This window comes from Burkholderia sp. Bp8994 (assembly GCF_003853805.1).
In the GTDB taxonomy this organism is placed as follows: Bacteria; Pseudomonadota; Gammaproteobacteria; order Burkholderiales; family Burkholderiaceae; genus Burkholderia.
The window spans coordinates 170,562-193,109 of record NZ_QTQH01000003.1; the positions used below are offsets into that span (position 1 = coordinate 170,562).

Consider the following 22,548-nt stretch of genomic DNA (forward strand, 5'->3'; position numbering starts at 1 on the left):
ATTCGCCGACGAATCTGCCTTACGCCGTTTCCTCCCGCGCATCCGGCATCTTGCCGTCGCCGACGCGGTTGATCGTGCCTTGCGCGATTGCGACGAGCCGTTCGTGATCGCCGTCGATGACGAACACATGACACTGGCAGGTCGCCTGGTGCCGGCCCGCGTAGACGACCTTCGCGCGCGCAACGAGCGTGCCGTTCACGGCCGGCCGCAGGTAGTTGATCTTGTATTCGGCGGTGATGACGCGCGGGCCGAGCACCAGCGCGCCGGCGAACGTCAGCGCGTTGTCGGCGAGATAGCCGATCACGCCGCCGTGCACGAAGCCGTGCTGCTGCCGCAGTTCTTCCCGCACGGGCAGGCACAGCGACACTTCGTTGTCGCCGATATGCATCAGCTCCGTGCCCAGCAGCATGCTGAACGGTTGCGCGCGCAATGCGCCGCGCGCGTGGTCCGTGATGTCCGTCATCGACTTCCCCAATGCGTGTCCGCTTGCGCTGAACTCTAGGAAGGGGGCCGCGGATAAGCAAGGAAATTCGTCCGCATTTCGCGCAGATGCCGGCGCGATGCGACGTGATGATTGCGTCGAACGCGCGCGTTGTCCTCGTTTGCCGGCGATTCGACGGGAATGGCGGGCACTGGCCGGGCGCCTCTCGCCGGATGTTCCTAAAGTCCGACGAAGAAATGCCGCTAATGCCGGGGCATTGCTCCATCGTCGGCTCTCCAGGAATCTCCCCCATGTTCGGAAAAATCAAGCTCGCGTCGGGTCTGCTCGGCGTGTTGACCGTGTTTTGCCTCTTTCTGTTCGCGATCGAGGCGCTCGGCTTCTGGGCGCTCGCGTCGACGCGCAGCGGCGTCGACGATCTGTCGAACGTCGCGATCGCGCAGGTCGACGCGGCCAGCCAGGCGACCGAGCGCCTGCTCGACGCCCGCGTGAACCTGTCGCGCGCCGGCACGCGGATGGTGCGCGGCGGCCCGAAGCCCGACGAGATCATCCGTCATGCCAGCGCTTCGCTCGGCGAAGCGGACAAGGCGTTCGCCGCGCTGACGGCCGCACAGGCCGTCGACGCGACGAACCGCGCGCGCGTCGCCGCGCTCGCCGAGCGCTATCGCGCGCTGCGCGGCGCGCTGGGCGAACTCGTGCAGTTCCTCGATGCCGACAACATCCAGGCGTTCCTCGACCAGCCGACCCAAGGCTTCCAGGACGCGTACCTCGCCGAACTGCACCGCTTCGCCGACTACGGCGGCGCGTCGAGCCGCGACGCGCTCGCCACGATCGACAGCGGGATGCAGTGGTTCAAGTGGGTCGGCATCGTGCTGCTCGTGGCGATGCTCGCGGCGAGCGCGGCCATTTACGCGGCCGCGCGGCGCGCGGTGGTCGCGCCGCTGGACGAAGCCGGCCGCCATTTCGAGCGGATCGCGCAGGGCCGGCTCGACGAAGCCGTGCGGGCGGGTGGCGTGTTCGAGATCGACCGGATGCTGCGCGGCCTCGCCGCGATGCAGGCGAGCATCGCGGACACCGTGCGCACCGTGCGTCACGCGTCCGACGCGATCCACCTCGGCGCGGGCGAGATCGCCGGCGGCAACGCGGACCTGTCCGCGCGCACGGGCACGCAGGCTGCGTCGCTCGAGGAAACCGCCGCGAGCATGGAGGAACTGACCGCGACGGTGCGCCAGAACACCGACAGCGCACGTGCGGCCAGCGCGCTGGCCGACGCGGCGCTCGACGCGACGCGCCACGGCGGCGGCGTGGTCGACAGCGTGATCGACCGGATGCGCGGCATCGCCCAGAGCTCCGGGCGGATCGCGGAGATCATTTCGGTGATCGACGGCATCGCCTTCCAGACCAACATCCTCGCGCTGAACGCGGCGGTCGAAGCCGCGCGGGCCGGCGAGCAGGGCCGCGGCTTCGCGGTGGTCGCGGGCGAAGTGCGCTCGCTCGCGCAGCGCAGCGCGCAATCGGCGAAGGAGATCAAGGCGCTGATCGAGGAGTCGGTCGCGCAGATCGACGGCGGCTCGGAACTCGTCGAACGGGCCGGCGACGCGATGCGGACGGTTTCGGCGTCGATCACGCGGGTCGTGCAGACGATGTCGGAGATCACGGCCGCGTCGGTCGAGCAGACCGTCGGCATCGAGCAGGTCAACCAGGCCGTCACGCAAATGGACCAGCTGACACAGCAGAACGCGGCACTGGTGGAGGAAGTCGCGGCGGCGGCCGCGTCGCTGAACGACCAGACCGCGCACCTGATGCAGGCGGTGTCGGTGTTCGAACTGGGCGACGCGCGCGCGGCTCGCGGGGTTCGCCACGAGCGCGGGTCGCCGTCGCCGGCCGACGCCGGTTACGAAACGGCGGGCAGCGCCGCGTAAGCGGTCGCGAGGTGGTAGGGCGTCGTCGACGGCATGTCGGCGCGCGACACCTGCCCGTCGGCCGTCTTGCACTCGAACCAGCCGCGCGGATGCAGGAAGCGCGCGGCGAAGCACTCGATCTGCCGCGCGAGCGGCGCGGACGCCGGCGTGCCGCCGTGCGTCGCGAGTGCGCGCAGGTATTCGGTCTGCGCCCAGATCCGCTGCGTGCCGTCGAGGCATGCGCCTCGTGCGTCGACCGCCGCGCACACGGCGCCCGTCTGCGGATCGACCCCGTGCTGCTCGGCGAACGCGAACGCGCGCGCGAGTGCGCCGGGCAGCCCGGTTTGCGCGAGGCGCGCGCCGGCCGCGTCGACCAGATAGAACCACTCGAACTGATGGCCGGGCTCGAAGCGGTTGTCGGCCGCCCCGAGCGGCAGCTCGGCGACGCAGCCGGTCGCGGTATCGACGAACGTGCGTTCGACGGCCTGCGCGGTGCGCGCGAGCGCATCGTCGAACGCCGCGTCGCCGAACGCATCGGCGGCCGCGAGCCACGCTTCGGTCAGGTGCATCAGCGGGTTTTGCAGCGCGCCGCTGCCCGACGACGAGAAATCGGCGTGACGCGCGGCGTCGAGCAGCGCGTCGCCCGGCTGCGGCGCGAAGCGGTCCTGGATCAGCGCGGCGGTGTCCTCGGCGGCCGCGCGTGCCGCGGCGTCGCCCGACGCCGCATGCCACGCGGCACACGCGAACACGACGAACGCGTGCGTATAGAGGTCCTTGGTCGTGTCGAGCGGCGCGCCTTGCGCGTCGACGCTGTAGAACCAGCCGCCGTGGCGCGGGTCGCGGAAGCGGCCGCACAGCGAATCGAACAGCGTGGCCGCGTGCGCGATGTTGCCGGCCTGCGCGAACACGAACAGCTGCCGCGCGCAGGCCATGGCGCGATAACGGGTGACGGGCAGCGGTGCATGGCTGGCCGGGTCGACGGCCTCGAACGGTAGCCGCAGCGTGTGGTCGAACCCTGAACCCTGCCAGATCGGCAAGACGACGTGCGCGAAATGACGGCGCAGCTGGGCGGCCTGGGCGGAAGCGGAGTCGGAAACGGACATGACGGGGTTATGCGCTTGGATCGAAACGTGTCGGCGCGGCCCGGAGGATCGGCGCGGCCGGGGCCAAGGATAAAACATTCCGCGCGGCCGACGCCAAAAAAGGAGAGAAATCGGATGCTCGGCAACCTGGAACTCGTGATGCGGCTGGTTCTCGCGGCTGCGCTCGGCAGCGTCATCGGCATCGAGCGCGAGCGCCTTTCCTGGGCGGCCGGCCTGCGCACGCACATGCTGGTCTGTGTCGGCTCGACGCTCATCATGATCGTATCGGCATTCGGTTTCGCCGATGTGCTGGGCAGCAGCGACCACGTCGTGCTCGATCCGTCGCGGATCGCCGCGCAGGTGGTATCGGGGATCGGTTTTCTCGGCGCGGGCTCGATCCTGCTGCGCGGCGAGATCGTGCGCGGGCTGACGACGGCCGCGAGCCTGTGGTCGGTCGCCGCGATCGGCCTCGCGGTGGGCGGTGGCCTGTACGTCGCGGCGATTGCCGCGACGCTCATCATCCTGATCATCCTGGCCGGCATCAAGCCGCTCGAGCGGCGCTACTTCACGGTGCGGCAGCGGCGCCAGCTCGCGCTGACGGTGGTGAGCGGCGCGCTGACGTTCGATTCGCTGCACGCGGCGCTCGGCCCCGACAGCGCGCGCGTGAAGCAATTCATCGTGCAGCGCGCCGACGACACGGGCGAGCACGATGAGGTGCGCATCGCGCTCGGGCGCGTGTCGGATCTCGAATACCGCGCGATCTGCGACAAGCTGCGCGGGCTGTCGTGCGTGACGCGATTCGAGCAAGGCGGCGGCGTGCCGGGCGACGAATAGACGGCATCCGATCGGCCGGATCGGCGATCGGTCATGCGACAATGGCCGGTCACTGATTCCGTTCGACCTTCGGTTCCGCGCTCGCGGGCCTGCAATCCGACTCCATGACCGAATCCGTTTCCGTGCCTCGCTCCCGTTCCCATTCCCGCTCCGACCGTTCATCGGCCCGTTCGCGCCCGCGTTCCGTCGCGGCCGCGGCAGACACCGCCGCCAAGGCAACCGCGCGGTCCGGCAACGCGGGCGGCGATGCGCCGCGGGACGAACACACGCTCGACCTGTTCGGCGATCCGGTGCGCGAGCCGGCTGCGCGTGCGCCGGCCGTCTCGCGTGATGACGCGGTGGCGGACGCCGAGACGGTGGCCGCCGTTGTGGACGGCGAGGACGCCGCTCGGCAGGCGACGCTGGATGGATTCGCCACGTCGGGCGCCGCTGCCGATGCGGTCGATCCGGCTCCCGACGTCGCGACGACGACGGAGCCTGCTTCGACGCGTGGAAACGGCGATGCGGTCGGTGCCGATGTCGTGCCCGCGCCCGCTGCCGACACGACGAAGCCCGGCGGGGCGCGGCTGTCCGATGGTGGCGGCGCGCGCGCAGCTGGTGAGCCGGCAACGGGCGGCGGCCAGATGAAGGCCGGCAGCGTGTCGGAAGCCGGCGGCGCGGCCGGGACGAGCGCCGATCGTTCGACCGCGAATGCCGATGCGGTGGGTGGTGCGGTCGATGCGGCCATCGCCGATCGTCTCGTGAAAGCGGGCGGGGAGGCCGAAGGTGCCGCCGTGCCGGTCACACGCGATGACGCGGCGCGGGCGCCCGGTGAGACCACGAAGGGGCGTCGCGCATCCTCCGGCGGCAAGCGACGTGCGACTGCCGGCACGCGCGAAGCGGCAGCGCCAGCGGTGCGTAGTGTGCCGGAAGCAGCGGCTGTCGGCGCCGGGGCGGAGGTGCCTCCGGCGCAGCACACTCCGCCGTCCGCCGAACCGCAAGCGACCGCCGAACCGGCCGGGCCGGTCGCTGCCGCGATTGCCGCGAGTACCCGTGATGCTGCGCGAGCAGCCGCAGCGCCGGCCTCGCCGGTCGTGCAGCCGGTGGCGTCCGCGGCGTCGTTCGTGACGAAGCCGTCGGCGGATCGCGCGCAACCGGCCGCGTCGAGCGGGCCAGCCTTCGATCCCGACACGCATCTGCGCCCGCTGTCGGATCGGCTCGCCACCCTGCAGGCCGACACGGCCGGCATGAAGCAGGCGGCCGATCGCGAGATGCGTCGCGTCAACCGGCTGCTGCTGGCACTGGCGATCGTCGTGTTCGCGGGGCTCACCGCGCTGGTGCTGCAAACACGGCAGATTGCGCACCTGAAGCAGGAACTGGATGCCCGGCAACAGCGGATCGACCGGCTGGCTGCCGATCTGTCGACGCAGCAGGCAACGCTGATGACGCTCGCGGAACACCACGAAGCGATGCTGTCACAGGTCGACCGGCTGCAACGCAATGCGAACCGCGAGGCGGCGGCCGCGAAGCGCGTGCGTCGAACGCACTAAATCGTCCGACCCTACCTGCAAACCCCGGCCTGGCAAGGCGCGTCGCGGGAGACCGACCGTTGGCGGTTGCACGGGTGCGGCAAACTGATGCGGCGCGCTGGCAGAGTTCAGGGAAAACCCTTAGAATGAAGTCGATCTAAGGGAAAACCCTAGAGCCATCTGTCAGGAGTCTCACATGAGCTTCATTCTTGCCCTGCTGCAAAAGATCGACGACCTGTTCGTCTCCCCGCACCTGCCGCTCGACGCGGAATATTCGTACGCTGCGCGTCGCGCCGAAGCCGAGCGCGTGCGTCGTGCGAATCTCGTGCCGATCGTCCTGTATCGTCGCTGATTCGCTGATTCGCTGATTCGCTGATCCGGCGCAGCGCTCGCTGCAACTGCCTGCCCGCTTTCCGCCGTCGCATCGCGCGCCGGTGTGACCGTCCCGCTACACTGGAAGTCCGACTTCCCTCGCGACACCCGGGCCATGCTGCAGATGCGGCCGATGACGGCCGGTGAATTCCACGCATACCGCACGCGCGCCATCGACGGCTACGCGCGCGATCTCGTGTCGTCCGGGCAGAATGCGGCCGACGACGCGGCGAGCCGCGCCCGCGCCTGCTTCGATACGCTGCTGCCCGACGGCCTGCTCACTTCCGGCCAGACACTCGTCCAACTGATCGACGCTGCCAGCGGCGACACGGTCGGCGATCTCTGGTACGCGATCGTGCCCGAAGGGCCGAACCGCACGCTGTTCATCTACGACCTCGACATCGTCCCGTCACGGCGCCGCCAGGGCTGGGCCACACGCGCGCTCGATGCGCTGGAGGCCGAGGCACGCCGCCATGGCGTCACCGAGATCGGGCTGTCGGTGTTCAATCACAACACGGCTGCCCGTGCGCTGTATCGGGCGTGCGGCTTCGCGCCGATCACGACGACGCTGATCAAGCCGGTCGTCTCTGGCTAACGACGAAGATTCGACACCGCAGGCGCAACGTTTTCGTTTCGACACGATTTGACGTAAGCACACGCGTGGGCCGTGGCGCGCTCTGGACGGGCCCGCGAGCCCGATTTGGTCTTTTGAACGCGGGGCGCCCAACCTGCATGGCAACCGAAATCCAGTGTGGATCCTATGATGAGCGGGCCAACAGTTTGGCGTACTCATACGCAGCATGGGGCGATCACCGACTGACCATTCATGTCATGCCCGGAACCCGAGCGTTCGGTCGCGGTGGATTCTTCATCCATGGCGGCACGAACGCGGGATCCGCCGGATGCATCAATCTTCATTCCGGAATGGAAAATGTCGTTCGAGACATCGAGACATCGAGACATCGAGGCGGCGACGAAGGACGCGCCCGAGTGCTACGTTCCACTGACGATTCAATACTGACATGCGAAAACGCCCGTTGCATATCTTGATTGGTGTGGCGCTGCTGATTTCGATCCTGCTCGTTTTTGCGTTCAACGCGATCAATCTCGAAGAGGCATACGGCGACGGACCACCCTACTACGCGCGGACGACCAATATGGACAAGTGGACGAATCCGCTCCCGTTGCTGGGTATTGTCGATGGCGCAATGCTGGTCGCGATCGGCGCGTATTGTTTCTGGATTCGTCGAAGCCGTTGAATCCTGCGCGCGGCGGCGAGCGTGCGGGTTGCAGTCCCGCCCGTTTTCGCGCCGCGCCGGCTCATCGCGCCCGCCCTTTCCATCTCCTCAGCAGCAACGCATTCGTCACGACGCTGACGCTGGAAAACGCCATCGCTGCCCCCGCGATCACCGGATTCAACCAGCCGAGCGCCGCGAGCGGCACGCCGATCAGGTTGTAGACGAACGCCCAGAACAGGTTCTGCTGGATCTTCCGGTACGTCCGCTTCGAGATGTCGATCGCATCGGCGACGAGCGCCGGGTCGCCGCGCATCAGCGTGATGCCGGCCGTGTGCATCGCGACGTCGGTGCCGGTGGCCATCGCGATGCCGACATCGGCCGCGGCGAGCGCGGGCGCGTCGTTGATCCCGTCGCCGACCATCGCGACGATTCCGCCGTGCGTCCGCTTCAGTTCGGCCACCACGCGTGCCTTGTCGTCGGGCAGCACCTGCGCATGCACTTCGCCGATCCCGAGCGTCGCCGCGACGGCCGTGGCGCTGCCGCGGTTGTCGCCCGTCACGAGCACGCTCGCGACGCCCCGTGCCGACAGGGCCGCGACCGCGTCGCGCGCGCCGGGCTTCACGGTGTCGCCGAACGCGATCAGCGCGAGCAGCGCACGCGGCGCATCGGCGCGCATCAGCCACGAAATCGTGTTGCCCGCGCGTTCGAGTTCCGCGGCACGCGCGTCGAGTTCGGGCGGCACGACGATGCCGAGTTCGTCGCGCCAGCGGGTGCTGCCGAGTGCGAGAAGCTGCCCGTCGACACGCGCTTCGACGCCGCGTCCGGCCACCGCGCGCGCATCGGCCGCGACGATCTCGGCCGAGCCCGCGCCGCCGCCGCGGGCCAAGACGTCCGCATCGTGTGCGGCGACTACCGCGCGCGCGAGCGGGTGATCGCTTTGCCGCTGGACCGCGGCCGCGAGCGCGAGCGCCTGCTCACGCGGGATGCCGACGGCGTCGAACGCCGTCACGGATGGCTTGCCTTCGGTCAGCGTGCCGGTCTTGTCGAACGCGATCACGGTGGTACGCTGCGCGAGTTCGAGCGCCTGGGCGTCCTTGATCAGCACGCCGTGGCGGGCCGCGACGCCGGTGCCGGCCATGATCGCCGCGGGCGTCGCGAGGCCGAGCGCGCACGGGCACGCGATGACGAGCACCGCGACCGCGTTGAGGATCGCCGTTTCGGTGCCGGCGCCGGCGATCAGCCAGCCGATCAGCGTCAGCACGGCGATGCCGAGGATCGCCGGCACGAACACTTCGCTGACGCGATCGACGAGCCGCTGGATCGGCGCTTTCTCCGCCTGGGCGGATTCGACGAGGCGGATGATGCGTGCGAGCGTCGTTTCCGCGCCGATCGCGGTGGTTTCGACGACGAGCGCGCCTTCGCCGTTGATCGACCCGGCCGTGACCGAGTCGCCGTCGTCCTTCGGCACCGGCAGGCTTTCACCGGTGATCAGCGATTCGTCGACGTGCGAGCGGCCCGACACGATCCGGCCGTCGACGGGCACGCGCTCGCCGGGACGGATGCTGACGGTCGTGCCGACGCGCACCTGCGCGAGCGGCACGTCGCGTTCGACACCGTGCTCGACGACGCGCGCACGGTCCGGACGCAGCGCGTTCAGCGCGCGGATCGCCTCCGTCGTCTGGCGTTTCGCGCGCGCTTCGAGCCATTTGCCGAAGCGCACCAGCGTGACGATGACGGCCGATGCCTCGAAATACAGGTGGCCGGGGTGCGCGGGGTCGCGCAGCAGCATCCACAGGCTCAGGCCGAACGCGGCCGACGTGCCGAGTGCGACGAGCAGGTCCATGTTGCCCGTGCGTGCCTTCACCGCATGCCAGGCGGCGCGGTAGAAGCGCGCGCCGAAGCCGAACTGGACGATCGACGCGAGCACGAGCTGCAGCCAGCCGGGCAGCATCGCGTCGAAACCGAACGGCGCGACGAGCATCGGCACGACGAGCGGCGCGCTCAGCACGGCCGAGCCGATCACGAGATTGCGCTCGCGGATCGCTTCGCGTTGCTTGCGGGCGTCGGGGGCTTGCGCGGCGGCGCCGGTGCCGGCGCGGGCGGTGGCGTCGGTCGAGGCGCCCGCGTCCGGCGAGGCGGCGAGCGACGCCCGATAGCCGGCCGTCGTGACCGCCGCGATCAGCGTGGCGGCGTCGAGCGCGCCGGTGCCATGCACCGATGCGCGTTCGGTCGCGAGATTGACCGACGCATGCGTGACGCCCGGCACCTTCTCCAGCGCCTTTTCGACGCGCGACACGCATGACGCGCAGGTCATCCCGTCGATGGCGAGTTCGAGGCTGGCGGATGCCGGAGACGCGGACGGGGCAGGGAGGGCGGCGGTATCCGGCGCGAGCGGCGTCGCACCATAGCCGGCCTGCCTGACGGCATCCGCCAGTTGCGACGCGGAAACGTCCGCTGCGGCGTCGACCGTCGCGCGTTCGGTCGCGAGGTTGACCGTTGCGCGCGTGACGCCCGGCACTTTCGCGAGCGTTTTCTCCACGCGCGACACGCACGACGCGCAGGTCATGCCGTCGATATCGAGTTCGATCGTGGTGGCGGTGGCGGTGGCGGTGGCGGTGGCGGTGGCGGGCGATGCCGTTGCCGTTACCGGCGGTGCTGCGACGCGCGTCGCGTGCCCCGCGGGCGAGGCCGCCGGGGCTGCGCTCGTCGCTTCGCGCACGGCAGCGCGATAGCCGGCGGCGCCGACCGCGTCGACGAGCTGCGCCGGCGTGACCGCATCATGCGCGGTGACCGTGGCCGCATGCGCGTCGAGATCGACCGCGGCCTCGACGACGCCCGGCACCGCAGCCAGCGCACGTTGCACACGGCCGGTGCAGCCGCCGCAATGCATGCCGTCGACGGTCAGTTCGACCGTTTGCAGGGCTGCGGAGGCGAGTGGTTCAGTCATGTCGGATTCCCCAGGAGCGCGGATCGAGCCGCGAGTGATGTCAGTATCAACATTCCCATGATGGGAAGGTCAAGGGGGGATGCAATACAGGATCGTGTCGACGGCCAACGCATTCTCGCCTGTCATGCCCGGCCAGCGCAGGCGGCGGACCGCTTCGTACAAGGGGCCGGATCAGCGGAGATTCAGGCTGACGACAGGCCGGCTACTGCTGCGCCCGTTATTCGGCATATTGGGGGATGCCCTCAGGCGCTATGATACCGGCCTGACATCAGCGTCCGCCCGGCGAAGCGGCGACCGGGCAGGCTGGGGTGCCTTGCCTTCGTCGATCGTGAGTCGAACAAGGCGTTGACTGACAAGAACGATATTCGGCCAGTACTCAATGATTGAAAACCTACGAGAATCAATTTCTCTGCGGCGCGCGGCAGGCGCGTCGCTGGCCCTGGCGATGCTGCTGGCAGGATGCGCGTCGCAACCGGATGCGATCCAGCGGAAAACCGGCTGGATGCGCGCCGAAGTGGCCGACTCTTATGTATACGCGTATCCGCTCGTGCTGATGGACGTCGCGAAGGAAGCCGCGACGGGCGGCGACGGCGCTCAGCCGGGCCAGGCGCCGCTCAACACGCTGCGTCACGCGCAGGCGCTGCCGCCCGTCGGCGCGCTGAACCCGCCGCTGCCGGGCGTCGACACGCTCGACTCGACCGGCTGGCTCGACGTCGGCGCCGAGCCGGTGATCGTGACGCTGCCGGACACCCGCGGCCGTTACTGGGATGCCCGCGCGCTCGACATGTGGACGAACGTGCTGTGGTCGGCGTCGAGCGTGGCGGCGCGTGGCGCTCGCGGCGCCGTGCGAGCGCAAACGATTGCCTTCGCCGCGAAGGACTGGCAGGGCACGCTGCCGAAGGGCGCATTGCGGATCGACGTGCCGTCGGCCAACGCGTGGCTCGAAGTGCGGCTGCAGACGAGTGGCGGGCGCGACCTCACGAACGTGAAGAAACTGCAGCGGACGATCCGCGTGGTGCCGCTGTCCGTCTATACGGGCAGTGCGCGCGGCGCGTCGGTCGCGGTCCATGCGGGCAGCGCGCCGTCGGAAGCGGCGAGCGGCGGCACGCCGGCCGAGCAGGTGGCCGCGCTCGACCCGAAGGCGTTCTTCACGCGCTTTGCGCGGGCGCTGCAGGACAACCCGGCGCCGGCCGACGATGCGCACGCGCAAGAGCAGCTGAACGACATCGGCGTGACGGCCGGCTACCCGGTGCTGTGGACGGGCGATCGCCTGAACGCCGCGACGGCCGGCGTCGCCGAGGCGCGCGCGCGGCTCGCGACACCGCCGTCGAACCTGCTCAACGCGAACGGCTGGAGCTGGATCGGCGACACGGCCGGCAAGTACGGTCAGGATTACACGCTGCGCGCGTACGCGGCCTACACGCAGTTCGGCACCGCGACGCGCGACGACGAAACGCTCGCGTTCGTGCGCGTCGACAGCGACGGCCATGCGCTGAACGGCGCGAACCGCTACGTGCTGCACTTCGCGCCGGGCGCGCTGCCGCCGGTGCGCGGGTTCTGGACGCTCACGCCGTACGCGACGAACGGTGCGCTGCCCGACGTCGGCTCGGCGCGCCGCTCGCTCGGCGACCGCGACCGGCTGCGTCGCAACCACGACGGCTCGATCGACGTGGTCGTGTCGGCATCGCCGGGCGGCACGCATGCGGCCAACTGGCTGCCGGCGCCGCGCACCGATTTCGCGCTCGCGCTGCGGCTGTACGCGCCGAAGCCGCAAGCGAGCGACGGCTCGTGGATGCCGCCCGTCGTCGTCCGGAAATGAACCGACGGGCGCCGCCGCTGTCCGATCCGCGGGCGCGGCGGCCGCGCCCGAACGTCGTTCCGTTACCACCTGAGCCTATACTTTCGGGATAGCGTGCACGGCCGTGCCGGTTTTCCGGCGCGGCCAGGCATCCATTCCCGAGGCATCCAAGCATGGCAAGCGCAGACAAAGAAACCGTACCCTCGACCCTCCATGCCCTCGGCGGCGTTGCACGCTCGCGCCGGACCCGGCGTATCGGCCTTGGCGTGTTGATCTTCCTCGTTTTATTCGGACTGCTCGGGTTCTTCGCGGCGCCGCCGCTGATCCGCCACATCGCCGAACAGCAACTGAGCCAGCAGCTCGGCCGGCCGTCCACGGTCCAGCGCGTCGCGCTGAACCCGTACACGCTGAACCTCGAAGCCGACGGCGTGCACGTCGGCGAGCGCGGCGGCCAGGGCGACTTCATCGACATCGGCAAGCTCGTCGTCAGGCCGTCGTGGTCGTCGCTGTTCCGCGGCGCGCCGATCGTCAACGAAGTGCGCGTCGACTCGCCGCGCTTCCATATCGTCCGTTACGACGCGCAGCGCTTCAACTTCACCGACCTGATCGAGAAGTTCTCGACGCCGTCCAAACCCGAAAGCAAGCCGACACTTTTCTCGGTGTCGAACATCCAGGTCAACGACGGCCGGATCGACTTCGACGACCGCCTGCTGAACGAAAAGCACGTGGTCGACAACTGGATGCTCGGCATCCCGTTCATCGCGACGCTGCCGTCGAAGACCGACATCTTCGTGCAGCCGAAGCTGCGCGCGCGGTTCGACGGCAGCCCGATCGCGATCGACGGCAGGACGAAGCCGTTTGCGCAGTCGCGCGAGTCGGAAGTCGCGCTGACGTTCGACCGGCTCGACGTGCCGAAGCTGATTTCGTACGCGCCGGCGAAGCTGCCGGTGATCGTCACGAGCGGCCTCCTGAGCAGCGACCTGAAGCTGCACTTCGTGATGAGCGGCGACACACCCGCGCTGCGCGTGTCGGGCACCGTCGATCTCAACGACGCGAAGGTGACCGACCGCGCGTCCGCGCCGCTGTTCGCCGCGCGCGGCGTGCACGTCGCGGCCGCCGGCCTCGAGCCGCTGCGCAACGTGCTGCATTTCGACGAGATCCGGCTCGACCAGCCGGTCGTCGACCTGGCGCGCGACAAGCAGGGCGTGCTGAACGTCGAGAAGCTCGCCGGCCAGCCGTCTGCCGCGCCGAAGGCGGCCGCCGGCAAGCCGGCCGCCGGCAAGCCGGCCGCTGCCGCATCGGGTGCCGCCGCATCGAGCGAAGCCGCCGCCGTCGCCGCCGCGAGCGGCGCGAAGGCCGAAGCCGTCGCGAAGGAAGCGCCGCCGCTCGATCTGACGATCCGTCATTTCGCGATCGACGGCGGCACGATCAACGTCGACGACCGCGTGCCGGCGACGCCGACCGCGCTGTCGCTGACGAAGCTGGCCGCGACGCTCGACGGCTTCACGCTGCAGGGCAAGACGCCCGCGAAATACACGTTGTCGACGTCGTTGTCGCGCGGCGGCGACCTGAAGGCCGAAGGCGCGTTCAGCCTGGCGGCGAAGCAGGCCGACACGAAGCTGACGGTCGATGCGCTCGCGCTGCCGGCGCTGCAGCCGTATCTCGGCGAGGCGACCCGCGCGCGCGTGCTCGACGGCACGCTCGGCGCGAGCGTCAACGCGAAGGCCGACTGGGGCAAGACGCCGCTCGACGCGCAGGTCGCCGACAGCACGGTGAGCCTGAAGTCGCTGAAGCTCGCGACGCCGGACGCGAAGGCGCCCGCGATCGTGCTGCCCGACGCGAGCGCGAAGATCACGAAGGTCGACGTCGCCGCGCGCAGCGCGGAAATCGCGAGCGTCGACGCGACCGGGCTCGCGCTCGACGTGAAGCGCCTGAAGGACGGCAAGATCGACCTGGCGGCGCTGGCCGAACCCGCGCAGGCGGCGGTGCCCAGGCGCACGGTCGCGCGCAAGGCCGCGGCGGCCGCGCCGTCGTGGCATTACCGGATCGACGCGCTGAACGTGAAGGAATCGTCCGCGAACTTCACGGACCTGTCGACGCCGCGCCCGGTGAAGCTCGCGATCAAGCCGCTCGACCTGTCGGTGCAGAAGATCAGCGACGACCTGACGAAGCCGCTGCCGGTGCAGCTGAAGGCGACGCTGAACCGCAAGGGCTCGGTGAACGTGTCGGGCGACGTGACCGCGCAGCCGCTGAAGCTCGGCCTGAAGATCAACGGCAACCGCCTCGACGCGGCCGCGTTCGAGCCGTACTTCGGCAGCGCGCTGAACGCGACCATCGCGAGCGCGCTGCTCAACGCGCAGGGCAACCTGACGTTCGCGCAGGTGAAGGACACGCCGCGCGCGACCTATCGCGGCGATGTCGCGCTGGTCGACGTGCGGATGCTCGACAAGGCGACGTCCGACCCGTTCGCCGGCTGGCGCTCGCTCGCGCTGTCGAACCTGAAGGTGAACCACGACGAGAAGGGCACCGACGTCGACGCCGCGCGCGTGACGTTCTCGAACTTCTACGGCCGCGTGCTGCTCGATGCGCAGGGTCGGCTGAACCTGAAGGACGTCGTCGCGAAGGAGACGGGCCCCGCGCAGTCGCTGACGCGCGACGCGAGCAAGCCCGAACCGGTGCCGCTGTCGCCGGGCATGACGCCGCCGGCCGCCGCCGCGCAGGCCTCGTCGGCCGCGGCCGCGCAGCAGGCGTCGGCGCCGGCCGCCGCATCGGCGACGGTCGTCGTGAAGGCCGCGCCGCCGCCGCAGAATCCGGTGCGCATGCATTTCGGCGAGCTCCTGCTGCAGGACGGCCGCGTGACCTACACCGACAACTTCATCAAGCCGAACTACACGGCGAACCTGGTCGCGATCAAGGGGACGGTCGGCGCGTTCGGCACTGACTCGACGACGTCCGCGCCGGTCGACGTCGCCGCGAACCTCGCGGGCAACGGACCGATCTCGATCAAGGGCTCGGTGAACCCGCTGATCGACAAGCCCGCGCTGGATCTCACGGCGACCGCGCACGACATCGAACTGACCAACCTGACGCCGTATTCGGCGAAGTACGCCGGCTACCCGATCACGAAGGGCAAGCTCAACGTCGACCTGCACTACCAGCTCGCGAACGACCAGCTTCAGGCGAACAACCACATCTTCATCGATCAGCTCACGTTCGGCGATCACGTCGAAAACGACACGGCGACCAAGTTGCCGGTGAAGCTCGCGATCTCGCTCCTGAAGAACACGCGCGGCCAGATCGACGTGAACCTGCCGGTGTCGGGCTCGCTGTCGAATCCGGAGTTCAGCGTCGGCGGGCTGATCTGGCGCGCGGTGCTGAACCTGATCGCGAAGGCCGTCACGTCGCCGTTCACGCTGCTCGCGAATGCGTTCGGCGGCAGCGGCGGCGAGGATCTCGGCTACGTCGAGTTCGCGCCGGGCGCGTACGAGCTGACCGACGCGCAGCAGAAGAAGCTCGATACCGTCGTGAAGATGCTGACCGAGAAGCCGTCGATCCGGCTGGACCTGATCGGCCGCGTCGATCCGGCGAAGGATACGCCGGGGCTGCGCGACGCGTACGTCGAACGGCTGGTCCGCCAGCAGAAGCTGAAGGACGTGGTCGGCCAGGGCGAGAGCATCGATCCGATGTCGGTGAAGGTCGAGCCGGCCGAGTACACCAAGTACCTGACGCGCGCCTACAAGGACGCCGACTTCAAGAAGCCGCGCAACCTGATCGGCCTGCAGAAGACGCTGCCCGATGCGGACATGAAGCAGGCGCTCGCCGATCACGCGCCGGCCGACGACAACGCGCTGCGCGCGCTCGCGCAGCAGCGCGCGCAGGCCGTGCGCCAGTACCTCGACGGCAAGATCGATGCGAGCCGCATGTTCGTCGTGGCGCCGAAGCTCGATGCGAAGGGCATCGAGGACAAGGGCGCGACGACGCGCGTCGACTTCGGCCTGCAGTAAGCGTTACGCCCTCATCCGCCGCCGCCGCGTCCGATCGGCAATCGGGCGCGGCGGCGCGCTTCCCGTCAGCGCACCTCGATCGCCGGTTCGCGCTTGTCCAGTTCCTTCCTCGCGGCCAGCGGCAGGCGCGCATCGTCCCAATGCGTGAGCCATTCGACTTCCTTCGCGGTGAACACCTGGCCGTAGTTGCGCAACGCGTACTGCAGCGCGTCGACGACGTGGTGGCGAATGATTTCGGGGGTGCGTGCATCGTCCAGCACGAACCGGAGAGCTTCCAGGGTCGACATACTCGTGCTCCGGGTCAGGGAAAACCCTTTATCACACGCCAATAGTCATACGCCAAGCGTGAAAAAAATTCGCGCGGCGGGCGACGGCGCGCCCGATGCACCGACCCGGTGCGAACCTCGCGCGCACACGTCGCGGCGTGCGCCGGGTCGCCTCGTTTTGCGACCGCGTCGTGTCACTTGCGATTGGTTACGTTTGACAGAAAACAGAAAGCCCCGCTTCACGCGAGCGCCCCACGGCGCGGCGATATTTTGCGCGCCTGATGGCAGGTCACGCAGTTCAACGTCAATCGATGAGGTGGGGTGATGATTTCCAGGTTCGCTAAGCAACGAAAAATGGCGGTGATGGTGGCGGGCGCGCTGGCGCTCGCAAGCGCCGGCGCCTACGCGGCGCAGCAGGACGGCAACAGCCAGGGCGATGACGCCGGCCACGGCCGGCGTGTCGTGAAGCACGTGCTGCTGATCAGCGTCGACGGGCTGCACGAGCAGGATCTCGCACGCTGCATCGGCGCGAACACGTGTCCGAACCTCGCCGTGCTCGCACAAAGCGGCGTCACGTACACGAACGCCTACACGCCCGGCCTGTCGGACTCGTTCCCGGGGCTCGCCGCGCTCGTGACGGGCGGCTCGCCGAAGACGGCCGGCCTGTTCTACGACGTGTCGTACGACCGCAACCTGTACGCGCCGAGCGACACGACCTGCTCGGGCAAGCAGGGCTGGAACGTCGTGTTCGACGAGACGACCGGCATCGATGCGTTCAACGGCGGCGCGCTCGTGCACCTCGACGGCGGCGGCGCATTCAATCCGCAGGCGATTCCGCATGCGAAGGTCGACGGCCAGTGCGTGCCGGTCTATCCGCACAACTACGTGAAGACCAACACGGTGTTCGAGGCCGTCAAGGCCGGCGTGCCGAACGCCTACACCGCGTGGGCGGACAAGCACGCGTGGGGCTACGACTGGCTGAACGGCCCGTCGGGCACCGGCGTCGACGATCTGATGCGCACCGAGATCAACTCGATCGACCCGGCGACGAACACCGCCTATACCGACGTCTATTCGCACACGGCGCGCTTCGACAACCTGCACGTGCAGGCGCTGGTCAACCAGATCGACGGCCGCGATTCGACGGGCACGAAGAACGCGCCGGTGCCGACGCTGTTCGGCGCCAACTTCCAGACGCTGAGCGTCGCGCAGAAGGCGCCGGTCGCGAAGGGCGGCGGCTACCTCGACGCGAACTTCACGCCGAACGGCCAGGTCGCGAACGCGATCACGTACGTCGACAACTCGATCGGCCGCATCGTCGCCGAGCTGAAGCAGCGCAACCTGTACACGTCGACGGCCGTGATCGTCACGGCGAAGCACGGCCAGTCGCCGACCGATCACACGAAGCTCGTGAAGAACGGCGACACGCTGACGAAGCTGCTCGAAGCGAACAACTACGTCGACCCGAACGGCAACTTCGGCCAGAACAACACGACGACGGGCAACCTGAACGACGGTTCGGGCCTGGTCGGCACGGGCTTCGTGCAGACCGACGACGTCGGCCTGATCTGGCTGCGCGACCGCAGCCAGCGCGCGGCCGTGGTGCAGACGCTGAAGTCGAACCTCGGCTGCAACGCGCCGGGGATCTGCGCCGACGGCCCGCAGGCATCCATCCTGTACGGCGCGGCGCTGGCCGACCGGTTCGGCGATCCGGCCAACGGCCGCACGCCGGACATCATCGTCCAGCCGAATCCGGGCGTGATCTACACGTCGAGCACGAAGAAGGACGAGGAACACGGCGGCAACGCGCCTGACGACAGCCACCTCGGCCTGCTCGTGTCGTACCCGGGCCTCCATCGTGCGCGTACCGTGAGCGATGTGGTCGGCACGAAGCAGGTCGCGCCGACGATCCTCGGGCTGCTCGGCGCCGAACCGAAGCTGCTGCACGCGGTCGTGGCCGAGAACACGCACGTGCTGCCGGGGCTCGGCATCGACCACTGACGCAACGGCACGGGCGGCACGGCGCCGTGTTACCGGCGCCGCCGTGCCGTCCGGGCGTGCCCGGCCATGCCGGGCACGCTCAGCGCTCCGCGCATGCGCCGAGGATCCATTCCCTGAAGCGCCGCAACGCGGCACTCGTCTCCAGGCGCTCCGGCGCATAGCACAGGTAGTGCCCCTGCGCATCGACGTCGACGGGCGCGTCGAACGGTTCGACGAGCGCGCCGCTCGCGAGCGTGTCGACGATCAGGAAGCGCGGCACGAGCGCGAGCCCGAGCCCGGCTTGCGCGGCCTGGATCAGCACCGAATACTGTTCGAAGCGCGGCCCGGCCAGCGCGTTCATCCGGGCGACGCGGTGGCGCTCCGCCCAGAGCGACCACGCGATTTCCGCCTGCTCATGCACGAGCCGCGGCGCGGCGGCCGTGTCGGCGGGCGTGCGCAGCGCATGTCGCGCCGCGAATTCGCGGGAACAGACCGGCACGAACGTGCGGCCGTCCAGGTAATCGCAGCGGACGCCTTCCCATGCGCCGTCGCCATAGCGTATCGCCGCGTCGAGTCCGAACGGAAACACGTCGCCGTGCGCGAGATGGCGGCGAAAACTCAGCGTGACGTCCGGCGCGCCGGCCAGAAAGCGCGCGAGGCGCGGCACCAGCCACTTCGTCGTGAAGGTCGGCACGCTTGCGATCGTCAGCAGGTCGCTGTCCTCGCGCGCGCTCAGCAATTCGATCGACGCGTTGCCGATCTCGCGCAGCGGGCCGATCACGCGTGCGTGATAAACCTGCCCGGCCCGCGTGAGCGCGAGATTGCGCCCCTCGCGCACGAACAGCTTCACCCCGAACAGCGTCTCGAGATTCGCGATCTGCCGGCTGACCGCGCTCGGCGTCAGGCCGAGCTCGCGCGCCGCATACGAGAAGTTCAGGTACTTCACGGAAGTCGCGAACGCGTGCAGCTCCGCGACGTTGGGAAACAGGTGCTTCACGGCGAACTATTCCTTGCGCGCACAGATCGATGCGGGCGTTGTACGTTTTTTTCATGACGATGCCATGTCGGATCCGCACACTGCGGCCTTCATGACAACGCGTGCCGGCCCTGCCCGGCGGGCGTTGCGTGACTCGTTCCGTGTCCGTCAGCGAGATTCGCCATGCATCCGCCAGCCGCTCCGGCCCTTGCCGAAGCTATTCCGATTCGTCGTAACAAACGGCCGCGCGCGATCGCGGGACGCCTGCTGCTGCAGGCGCTCGTCGCGGTCTTCGGGCTGTACCTCGCGTTGCCGATCGTGCTGCTGCTGATCGGCTCGGTCGGCCAGTCGTGGACGAACACGCTGCTGCCGACCGGCATCACGTCGCACTGGTTCGCGGACCTGGCCGCGAATCGCAGCTTCACCCGCGCATTCGGCACGAGCCTCGTCGTCGCGCTCACCTGCTGCGCGATCAATGCCGTGCTGGCGCTGCCGCTCGCCTATGCGCTGCATCACCGCGCACTGGCCGGCCGCGGCTTCGCGGCGCGCATCGTGATGCTGATGCCGATCGCGGTGCCGGCGCTGACACTCGGGTTCGGCTACATCGCGATCTTCAGCGGCGATGCGCTGCCGTGGCTCGGCACGCTGCCGCTGATGATCGCCGCGCACGCGGTGCTGACGCTGCCGTACCTGCTGCAGACGCTGCTGAGCGACTTGCGCCACCTGGGGCTCGCGCATCTCGAGGCGTGCGCGGCGACGCTCGGCGCGACGCCGCTGCGCCAGTTCTTCACGGTCGTGCTGCCGAACCTGCGGCACAGCCTGTTTTCCGGTCTCGTGATGGTCGCCGCGCTGTCGATCGGCGAATTCCAGATCTCGAACCTGATCGCGGGCTTCCGTTACCGCAACTATCCGATCGTGCTGCTGCAGGCGTTCTACGGCGCGTCCGGGATGGCCTGCGCGGCCACCGTCGTGCTGCTCGTCCTTGCCGTGCTCGCGACGCTCGCCTCCGTCCTCACCGTGCCACGCCTGAAGTGAAACCGTCATGAGTCTCGATTTCGAAAACGTCAGCTTCCAGTATCCGGGCGCCCGTCACGGCGTCGACGCGGTCACGCTGTCCGCGGCCCAGGGCGAACTGCTCGCCGTGATGGGCCGCAGCGGCTCCGGCAAATCGACGCTGCTGCGCCTCGCCGCCGGCCTGCTCGACGGGTACGACGGCCGTATCGCGATCGGCGGCCGCGACATGGCCGGCGTGCCGGTGTGGCAGCGCGAGGTCGGAATGGTGTTCCAGCACTACGCGCTGTTTCCGAACCTGTCGGTCGTCGACAACGTCGCCTACGGCCTGAAGATGCGCGGCATGGCCGCGGCGCCGCGCCGTCGCCGCGCGCTCGAGATGCTCGAACGCGTCGGCCTCGCCGCGCAGGCCGGGCGCAGCACGGCGCTGCTGTCCGGGGGGCAGCAGCAGCGCGTCGCGCTGGCTCGCGCGCTCGTGATCGAACCGAAGCTGCTGCTGCTCGACGAGCCGCTCGCGGCGCTCGACGCCGGCATTCGCCACCAGCTGCGCGACGAGATCCGCGCGCTGCAGCGCGCATGCGGCGCGACGACGCTGCTCGTCACGCACGACCAGGACGAAGCGCTCAGCATGGCCGATCGCGTGGCGATCGTCGACGGCGGACGCATGCTGCAGGCCGGCACCCCGCGCGACCTGTACGAGCGTCCGGCGACCGCGCAGGTCGCGCGGTTCGTCGGCCATTCGACGCTGCTGCGCGGCCGCGTGCTCGCGCATGGCGCGGTCGACGTGCGGTTCACGACGCTGCGCGCGGATACGGGTGCGCACCGGCCGGGCGACCCGGTCGAGGTGCTGATCCGGCCGGAACACCTGCAGCCCGATCCGCCCGAGTCCGTCGCGAACCGCATCGACGGCCGGGTCGGCGAGGTGCGCTACTTCGGCGCGACCCAGCGCTTCGACTTCGTACCGGCCGGCGCGACCGACGCACTGCTCGGCGAAGGGCGCGAGCTGCCCGCGCGCTGCGTGTCGATCGAGCCGCGCCATCTGCTCGTGCTGCCCGCCGCGTGAGCGCGGGCGACCCATTCATTCAACGGAGAATCACGATGTCTGCACGCCGCCATTTCCTTCATGCGACGCGCCGCCGCCTGCTGGCGCTCTGCGCGTTCGCGACCCTCGCGCCGGCGCTGGCCCATGCCGCGCCGCTGTATCCCGGCGAAGACGCGCTGTACGAGAAGGCCGCCGACGAAGGGCTCGTCGTGTCGTTCGACACGGGCCCGGAATGGGCGAACTGGAAGTCGCTGTTCGCCGAATTCCGCAAGCGCTACCCGAAGGTCGAGATCACGTACAACGACATCGGCTCGGCGGCCACGGTCGTCGCGCTCGACAAGTCGCGCCGCCGCCCGCAGGCCGACACGGCGTACTACTTCGCGGCGTCGGCGCTCGATGCGACGGCCAAGGACGTCGTCGCGCCGTTCAAGCCGGTCAATTTCGACAAGCTGCCCACGGTGTTCCGCGCGGCCGACGGCCGCTGGTTCGCGGTGCATTCGCTGAACATCGCGCTGCTCGTCAACAAGAAGCTCGTGAAGAACGTGCCGCAGCGCTGGTCGGACCTGCTGAAGCCCGAATATCGCAATGCGGTCGTCTATCTCGATCCGCGCTCGACCGGGCAGGGGCAGGTCGCCGTGTTCGCCGCCGCCTATGCGAACGGCGGCAGCGTCGACAACCCGAAGCCGGGCGCGGATTTCTTCGGCAAGCTCAAGCAGGCGGGCAACGTGCTGCGCGTCGAGGGGACGACGCCGTACGCGAAATTCGTCAAGGGCGAGATTCCGGTCCTGATCGGCTACGAGAACGACGGGCTCAAGGCCAAGTACGCGGACGGCATGGGTGACGCGGCCGAAGTCGTGATTCCGCAGGACGGCAGCGTGTCGGCGCCGTACGCGATGAGTCTCGTGAAGAACGGCCCGAATCCGGCCGCCGCGCAGCTGTGGCTCAACCTCGTGATGAGCGACGTCGGGCAGGGGCTGTTCGCGCAGGGCTTCGTGCGTCCGGCCGTACCCGGCACGCCGGTGGCGCAGGATGTCGCCGCGAAGCTGCCGAACGCGCCGCAGGTGCGTCCGCTCGACGTCGCGAAGGCCGCGGCGCACAAGGCCGAAGTCGACCAGCTCTGGTCGCAGGCCACGCTCGGCAAGTAAGGGGC

General features: G+C 69.3%; 17 protein-coding genes. 12 read left to right on the forward strand and 5 right to left on the reverse strand.

Translation table 11 applies throughout. The annotated features are described in order from the left end of the window. Nucleotides 1–19 precede the first annotated feature (19 nt). On the reverse strand, nucleotides 20–463 hold the full coding sequence (locus tag DIE04_RS04320) for a PaaI family thioesterase (RefSeq protein WP_044845017.1): 444 nt from the start codon (nucleotides 461–463) through the stop codon (nucleotides 20–22). 269 nt (nucleotides 464–732) lie between these two features. Here DIE04_RS04320 and DIE04_RS04325 point away from each other — a divergent pair, with 269 nt between their 5' ends. Next, nucleotides 733–2,361 carry a methyl-accepting chemotaxis protein gene (locus DIE04_RS04325; protein WP_124520075.1) on the forward strand — a complete coding sequence of 543 codons (1,629 nt, stop codon included), beginning with the start codon at nucleotides 733–735 and terminating at the stop codon, nucleotides 2,359–2,361. Here DIE04_RS04325 and DIE04_RS04330 read toward each other — a convergent pair. Next, nucleotides 2,334–3,443 carry an AGE family epimerase/isomerase gene (locus DIE04_RS04330; RefSeq protein WP_124520073.1) on the reverse strand — a complete coding sequence of 370 codons (1,110 nt, stop codon included), beginning with the start codon at nucleotides 3,441–3,443 and terminating at the stop codon, nucleotides 2,334–2,336. The genes DIE04_RS04325 and DIE04_RS04330 overlap by 28 nt on opposite strands. A 114-nt stretch (nucleotides 3,444–3,557) precedes the next feature. On the opposite strand from DIE04_RS04330, the gene DIE04_RS04335 reads away from it, so the two are divergent. From DIE04_RS04335 to DIE04_RS04355, 5 genes are all read left to right on the forward strand, one after another. Further along, on the forward strand, nucleotides 3,558–4,256 hold the full coding sequence (locus DIE04_RS04335) for an MgtC/SapB family protein (protein ID WP_124486076.1): 699 nt from the start codon (nucleotides 3,558–3,560) through the stop codon (nucleotides 4,254–4,256). Nucleotides 4,257–4,360: 104 nt separating this feature from the next. Continuing rightward, on the forward strand, nucleotides 4,361–5,785 hold the full coding sequence (locus tag DIE04_RS04340) for a flagellar hook-length control protein FliK (protein ID WP_124520071.1): 1,425 nt from the start codon (nucleotides 4,361–4,363) through the stop codon (nucleotides 5,783–5,785). A 175-nt stretch (nucleotides 5,786–5,960) separates the two neighbouring features. Continuing rightward, nucleotides 5,961–6,116: a hypothetical protein gene (locus DIE04_RS29665; protein ID WP_167359264.1), complete on the forward strand. Its 156-nt coding sequence runs from the start codon at nucleotides 5,961–5,963 to the stop codon at nucleotides 6,114–6,116. Between the two features lie 135 nt (nucleotides 6,117–6,251). Further along, nucleotides 6,252–6,731: an N-acetyltransferase gene (locus DIE04_RS04345; protein WP_124486078.1), complete on the forward strand. Its 480-nt coding sequence runs from the start codon at nucleotides 6,252–6,254 to the stop codon at nucleotides 6,729–6,731. A gap of 427 nt (nucleotides 6,732–7,158) precedes the next feature. Next, nucleotides 7,159–7,395: a hypothetical protein gene (locus DIE04_RS04355; protein ID WP_124520069.1), complete on the forward strand. Its 237-nt coding sequence runs from the start codon at nucleotides 7,159–7,161 to the stop codon at nucleotides 7,393–7,395. A gap of 61 nt (nucleotides 7,396–7,456) precedes the next feature. On the opposite strand, the gene DIE04_RS04360 is transcribed toward DIE04_RS04355, so the two are convergent. Then, on the reverse strand, nucleotides 7,457–10,321 hold the full coding sequence (locus DIE04_RS04360; RefSeq protein ID WP_124520067.1) for a heavy metal translocating P-type ATPase: 2,865 nt from the start codon (nucleotides 10,319–10,321) through the stop codon (nucleotides 7,457–7,459). A gap of 379 nt (nucleotides 10,322–10,700) precedes the next feature. On the opposite strand from DIE04_RS04360, the gene DIE04_RS04365 reads away from it, so the two are divergent. Both DIE04_RS04365 and DIE04_RS04370 read left to right on the forward strand, forming a co-directional pair. After that, complete coding sequence (locus DIE04_RS04365; protein WP_124486080.1) at nucleotides 10,701–12,140, forward strand: DUF1254 domain-containing protein; 1,440 nt, start codon at nucleotides 10,701–10,703, stop codon at nucleotides 12,138–12,140. 152 nt (nucleotides 12,141–12,292) lie between these two features. Beyond that, nucleotides 12,293–16,123, forward strand: a complete 3,831-nt coding sequence (locus DIE04_RS04370; RefSeq protein ID WP_124486081.1) for a DUF748 domain-containing protein — start codon at nucleotides 12,293–12,295, stop codon at nucleotides 16,121–16,123. Between the two features lie 65 nt (nucleotides 16,124–16,188). On the opposite strand, the gene DIE04_RS04375 is transcribed toward DIE04_RS04370, so the two are convergent. Continuing rightward, nucleotides 16,189–16,410, reverse strand: coding sequence for a hypothetical protein (locus DIE04_RS04375; RefSeq protein WP_185500307.1), 222 nt, complete (start codon nucleotides 16,408–16,410; stop codon nucleotides 16,189–16,191). Between the two features lie 303 nt (nucleotides 16,411–16,713). Here DIE04_RS04375 and DIE04_RS04385 point away from each other — a divergent pair, with 303 nt between their 5' ends. Then, entirely contained in the window at nucleotides 16,714–18,390 is a 1,677-nt protein-coding gene (locus DIE04_RS04385) for an alkaline phosphatase family protein (protein ID WP_124520065.1), read from the forward strand. 79 nt (nucleotides 18,391–18,469) lie between these two features. Here the strand turns inward: DIE04_RS04385 and DIE04_RS04390 are convergent, their stop codons facing one another. After that, nucleotides 18,470–19,366 (reverse strand): LysR family transcriptional regulator, encoded by an 897-nt coding sequence (locus tag DIE04_RS04390; RefSeq protein ID WP_044845028.1) that lies wholly within the window; start codon nucleotides 19,364–19,366, stop codon nucleotides 18,470–18,472. A 162-nt stretch (nucleotides 19,367–19,528) separates the two neighbouring features. Between DIE04_RS04390 and DIE04_RS04395 the strand changes: the two genes are divergently transcribed. The 3 genes from DIE04_RS04395 to DIE04_RS04405 are packed head-to-tail and all read left to right on the forward strand — an operon-like array spanning nucleotide 19,529 to nucleotide 22,543. After that, complete coding sequence (locus DIE04_RS04395; RefSeq protein ID WP_124486084.1) at nucleotides 19,529–20,380, forward strand: ABC transporter permease; 852 nt, start codon at nucleotides 19,529–19,531, stop codon at nucleotides 20,378–20,380. Between the two features lie 7 nt (nucleotides 20,381–20,387). After that, nucleotides 20,388–21,419, forward strand: a complete 1,032-nt coding sequence (locus tag DIE04_RS04400; protein ID WP_124486085.1) for an ABC transporter ATP-binding protein — start codon at nucleotides 20,388–20,390, stop codon at nucleotides 21,417–21,419. Between the two features lie 35 nt (nucleotides 21,420–21,454). Further along, entirely contained in the window at nucleotides 21,455–22,543 is a 1,089-nt protein-coding gene (locus DIE04_RS04405; protein ID WP_124486086.1) for an extracellular solute-binding protein, read from the forward strand. The last annotated feature ends 5 nt before the right edge of the window (nucleotides 22,544–22,548 follow it).

Coding starts and splice junctions, on each gene's coding strand:
- DIE04_RS04320 (WP_044845017.1), bottom strand. CDS start 463: ATGACGGACATCACGGACCACGCGCGCGGCGCATTGCGCGCGCAACCG.
- DIE04_RS04325 (WP_124520075.1), top strand. CDS start 733: ATGTTCGGAAAAATCAAGCTCGCGTCGGGTCTGCTCGGCGTGTTGACC.
- DIE04_RS04330 (WP_124520073.1), bottom strand. CDS start 3,443: ATGTCCGTTTCCGACTCCGCTTCCGCCCAGGCCGCCCAGCTGCGCCGT.
- DIE04_RS04335 (WP_124486076.1), top strand. CDS start 3,558: ATGCTCGGCAACCTGGAACTCGTGATGCGGCTGGTTCTCGCGGCTGCG.
- DIE04_RS04340 (WP_124520071.1), top strand. CDS start 4,361: ATGACCGAATCCGTTTCCGTGCCTCGCTCCCGTTCCCATTCCCGCTCC.
- DIE04_RS29665 (WP_167359264.1), top strand. CDS start 5,961: ATGAGCTTCATTCTTGCCCTGCTGCAAAAGATCGACGACCTGTTCGTC.
- DIE04_RS04345 (WP_124486078.1), top strand. CDS start 6,252: ATGCTGCAGATGCGGCCGATGACGGCCGGTGAATTCCACGCATACCGC.
- DIE04_RS04355 (WP_124520069.1), top strand. CDS start 7,159: ATGCGAAAACGCCCGTTGCATATCTTGATTGGTGTGGCGCTGCTGATT.
- DIE04_RS04360 (WP_124520067.1), bottom strand. CDS start 10,321: ATGACTGAACCACTCGCCTCCGCAGCCCTGCAAACGGTCGAACTGACC.
- DIE04_RS04365 (WP_124486080.1), top strand. CDS start 10,701: ATGATTGAAAACCTACGAGAATCAATTTCTCTGCGGCGCGCGGCAGGC.
- DIE04_RS04370 (WP_124486081.1), top strand. CDS start 12,293: ATGGCAAGCGCAGACAAAGAAACCGTACCCTCGACCCTCCATGCCCTC.
- DIE04_RS04375 (WP_185500307.1), bottom strand. CDS start 16,410: ATGTCGACCCTGGAAGCTCTCCGGTTCGTGCTGGACGATGCACGCACC.
- DIE04_RS04385 (WP_124520065.1), top strand. CDS start 16,714: ATGATTTCCAGGTTCGCTAAGCAACGAAAAATGGCGGTGATGGTGGCG.
- DIE04_RS04395 (WP_124486084.1), top strand. CDS start 19,529: ATGCATCCGCCAGCCGCTCCGGCCCTTGCCGAAGCTATTCCGATTCGT.
- DIE04_RS04400 (WP_124486085.1), top strand. CDS start 20,388: ATGAGTCTCGATTTCGAAAACGTCAGCTTCCAGTATCCGGGCGCCCGT.
- DIE04_RS04405 (WP_124486086.1), top strand. CDS start 21,455: ATGTCTGCACGCCGCCATTTCCTTCATGCGACGCGCCGCCGCCTGCTG.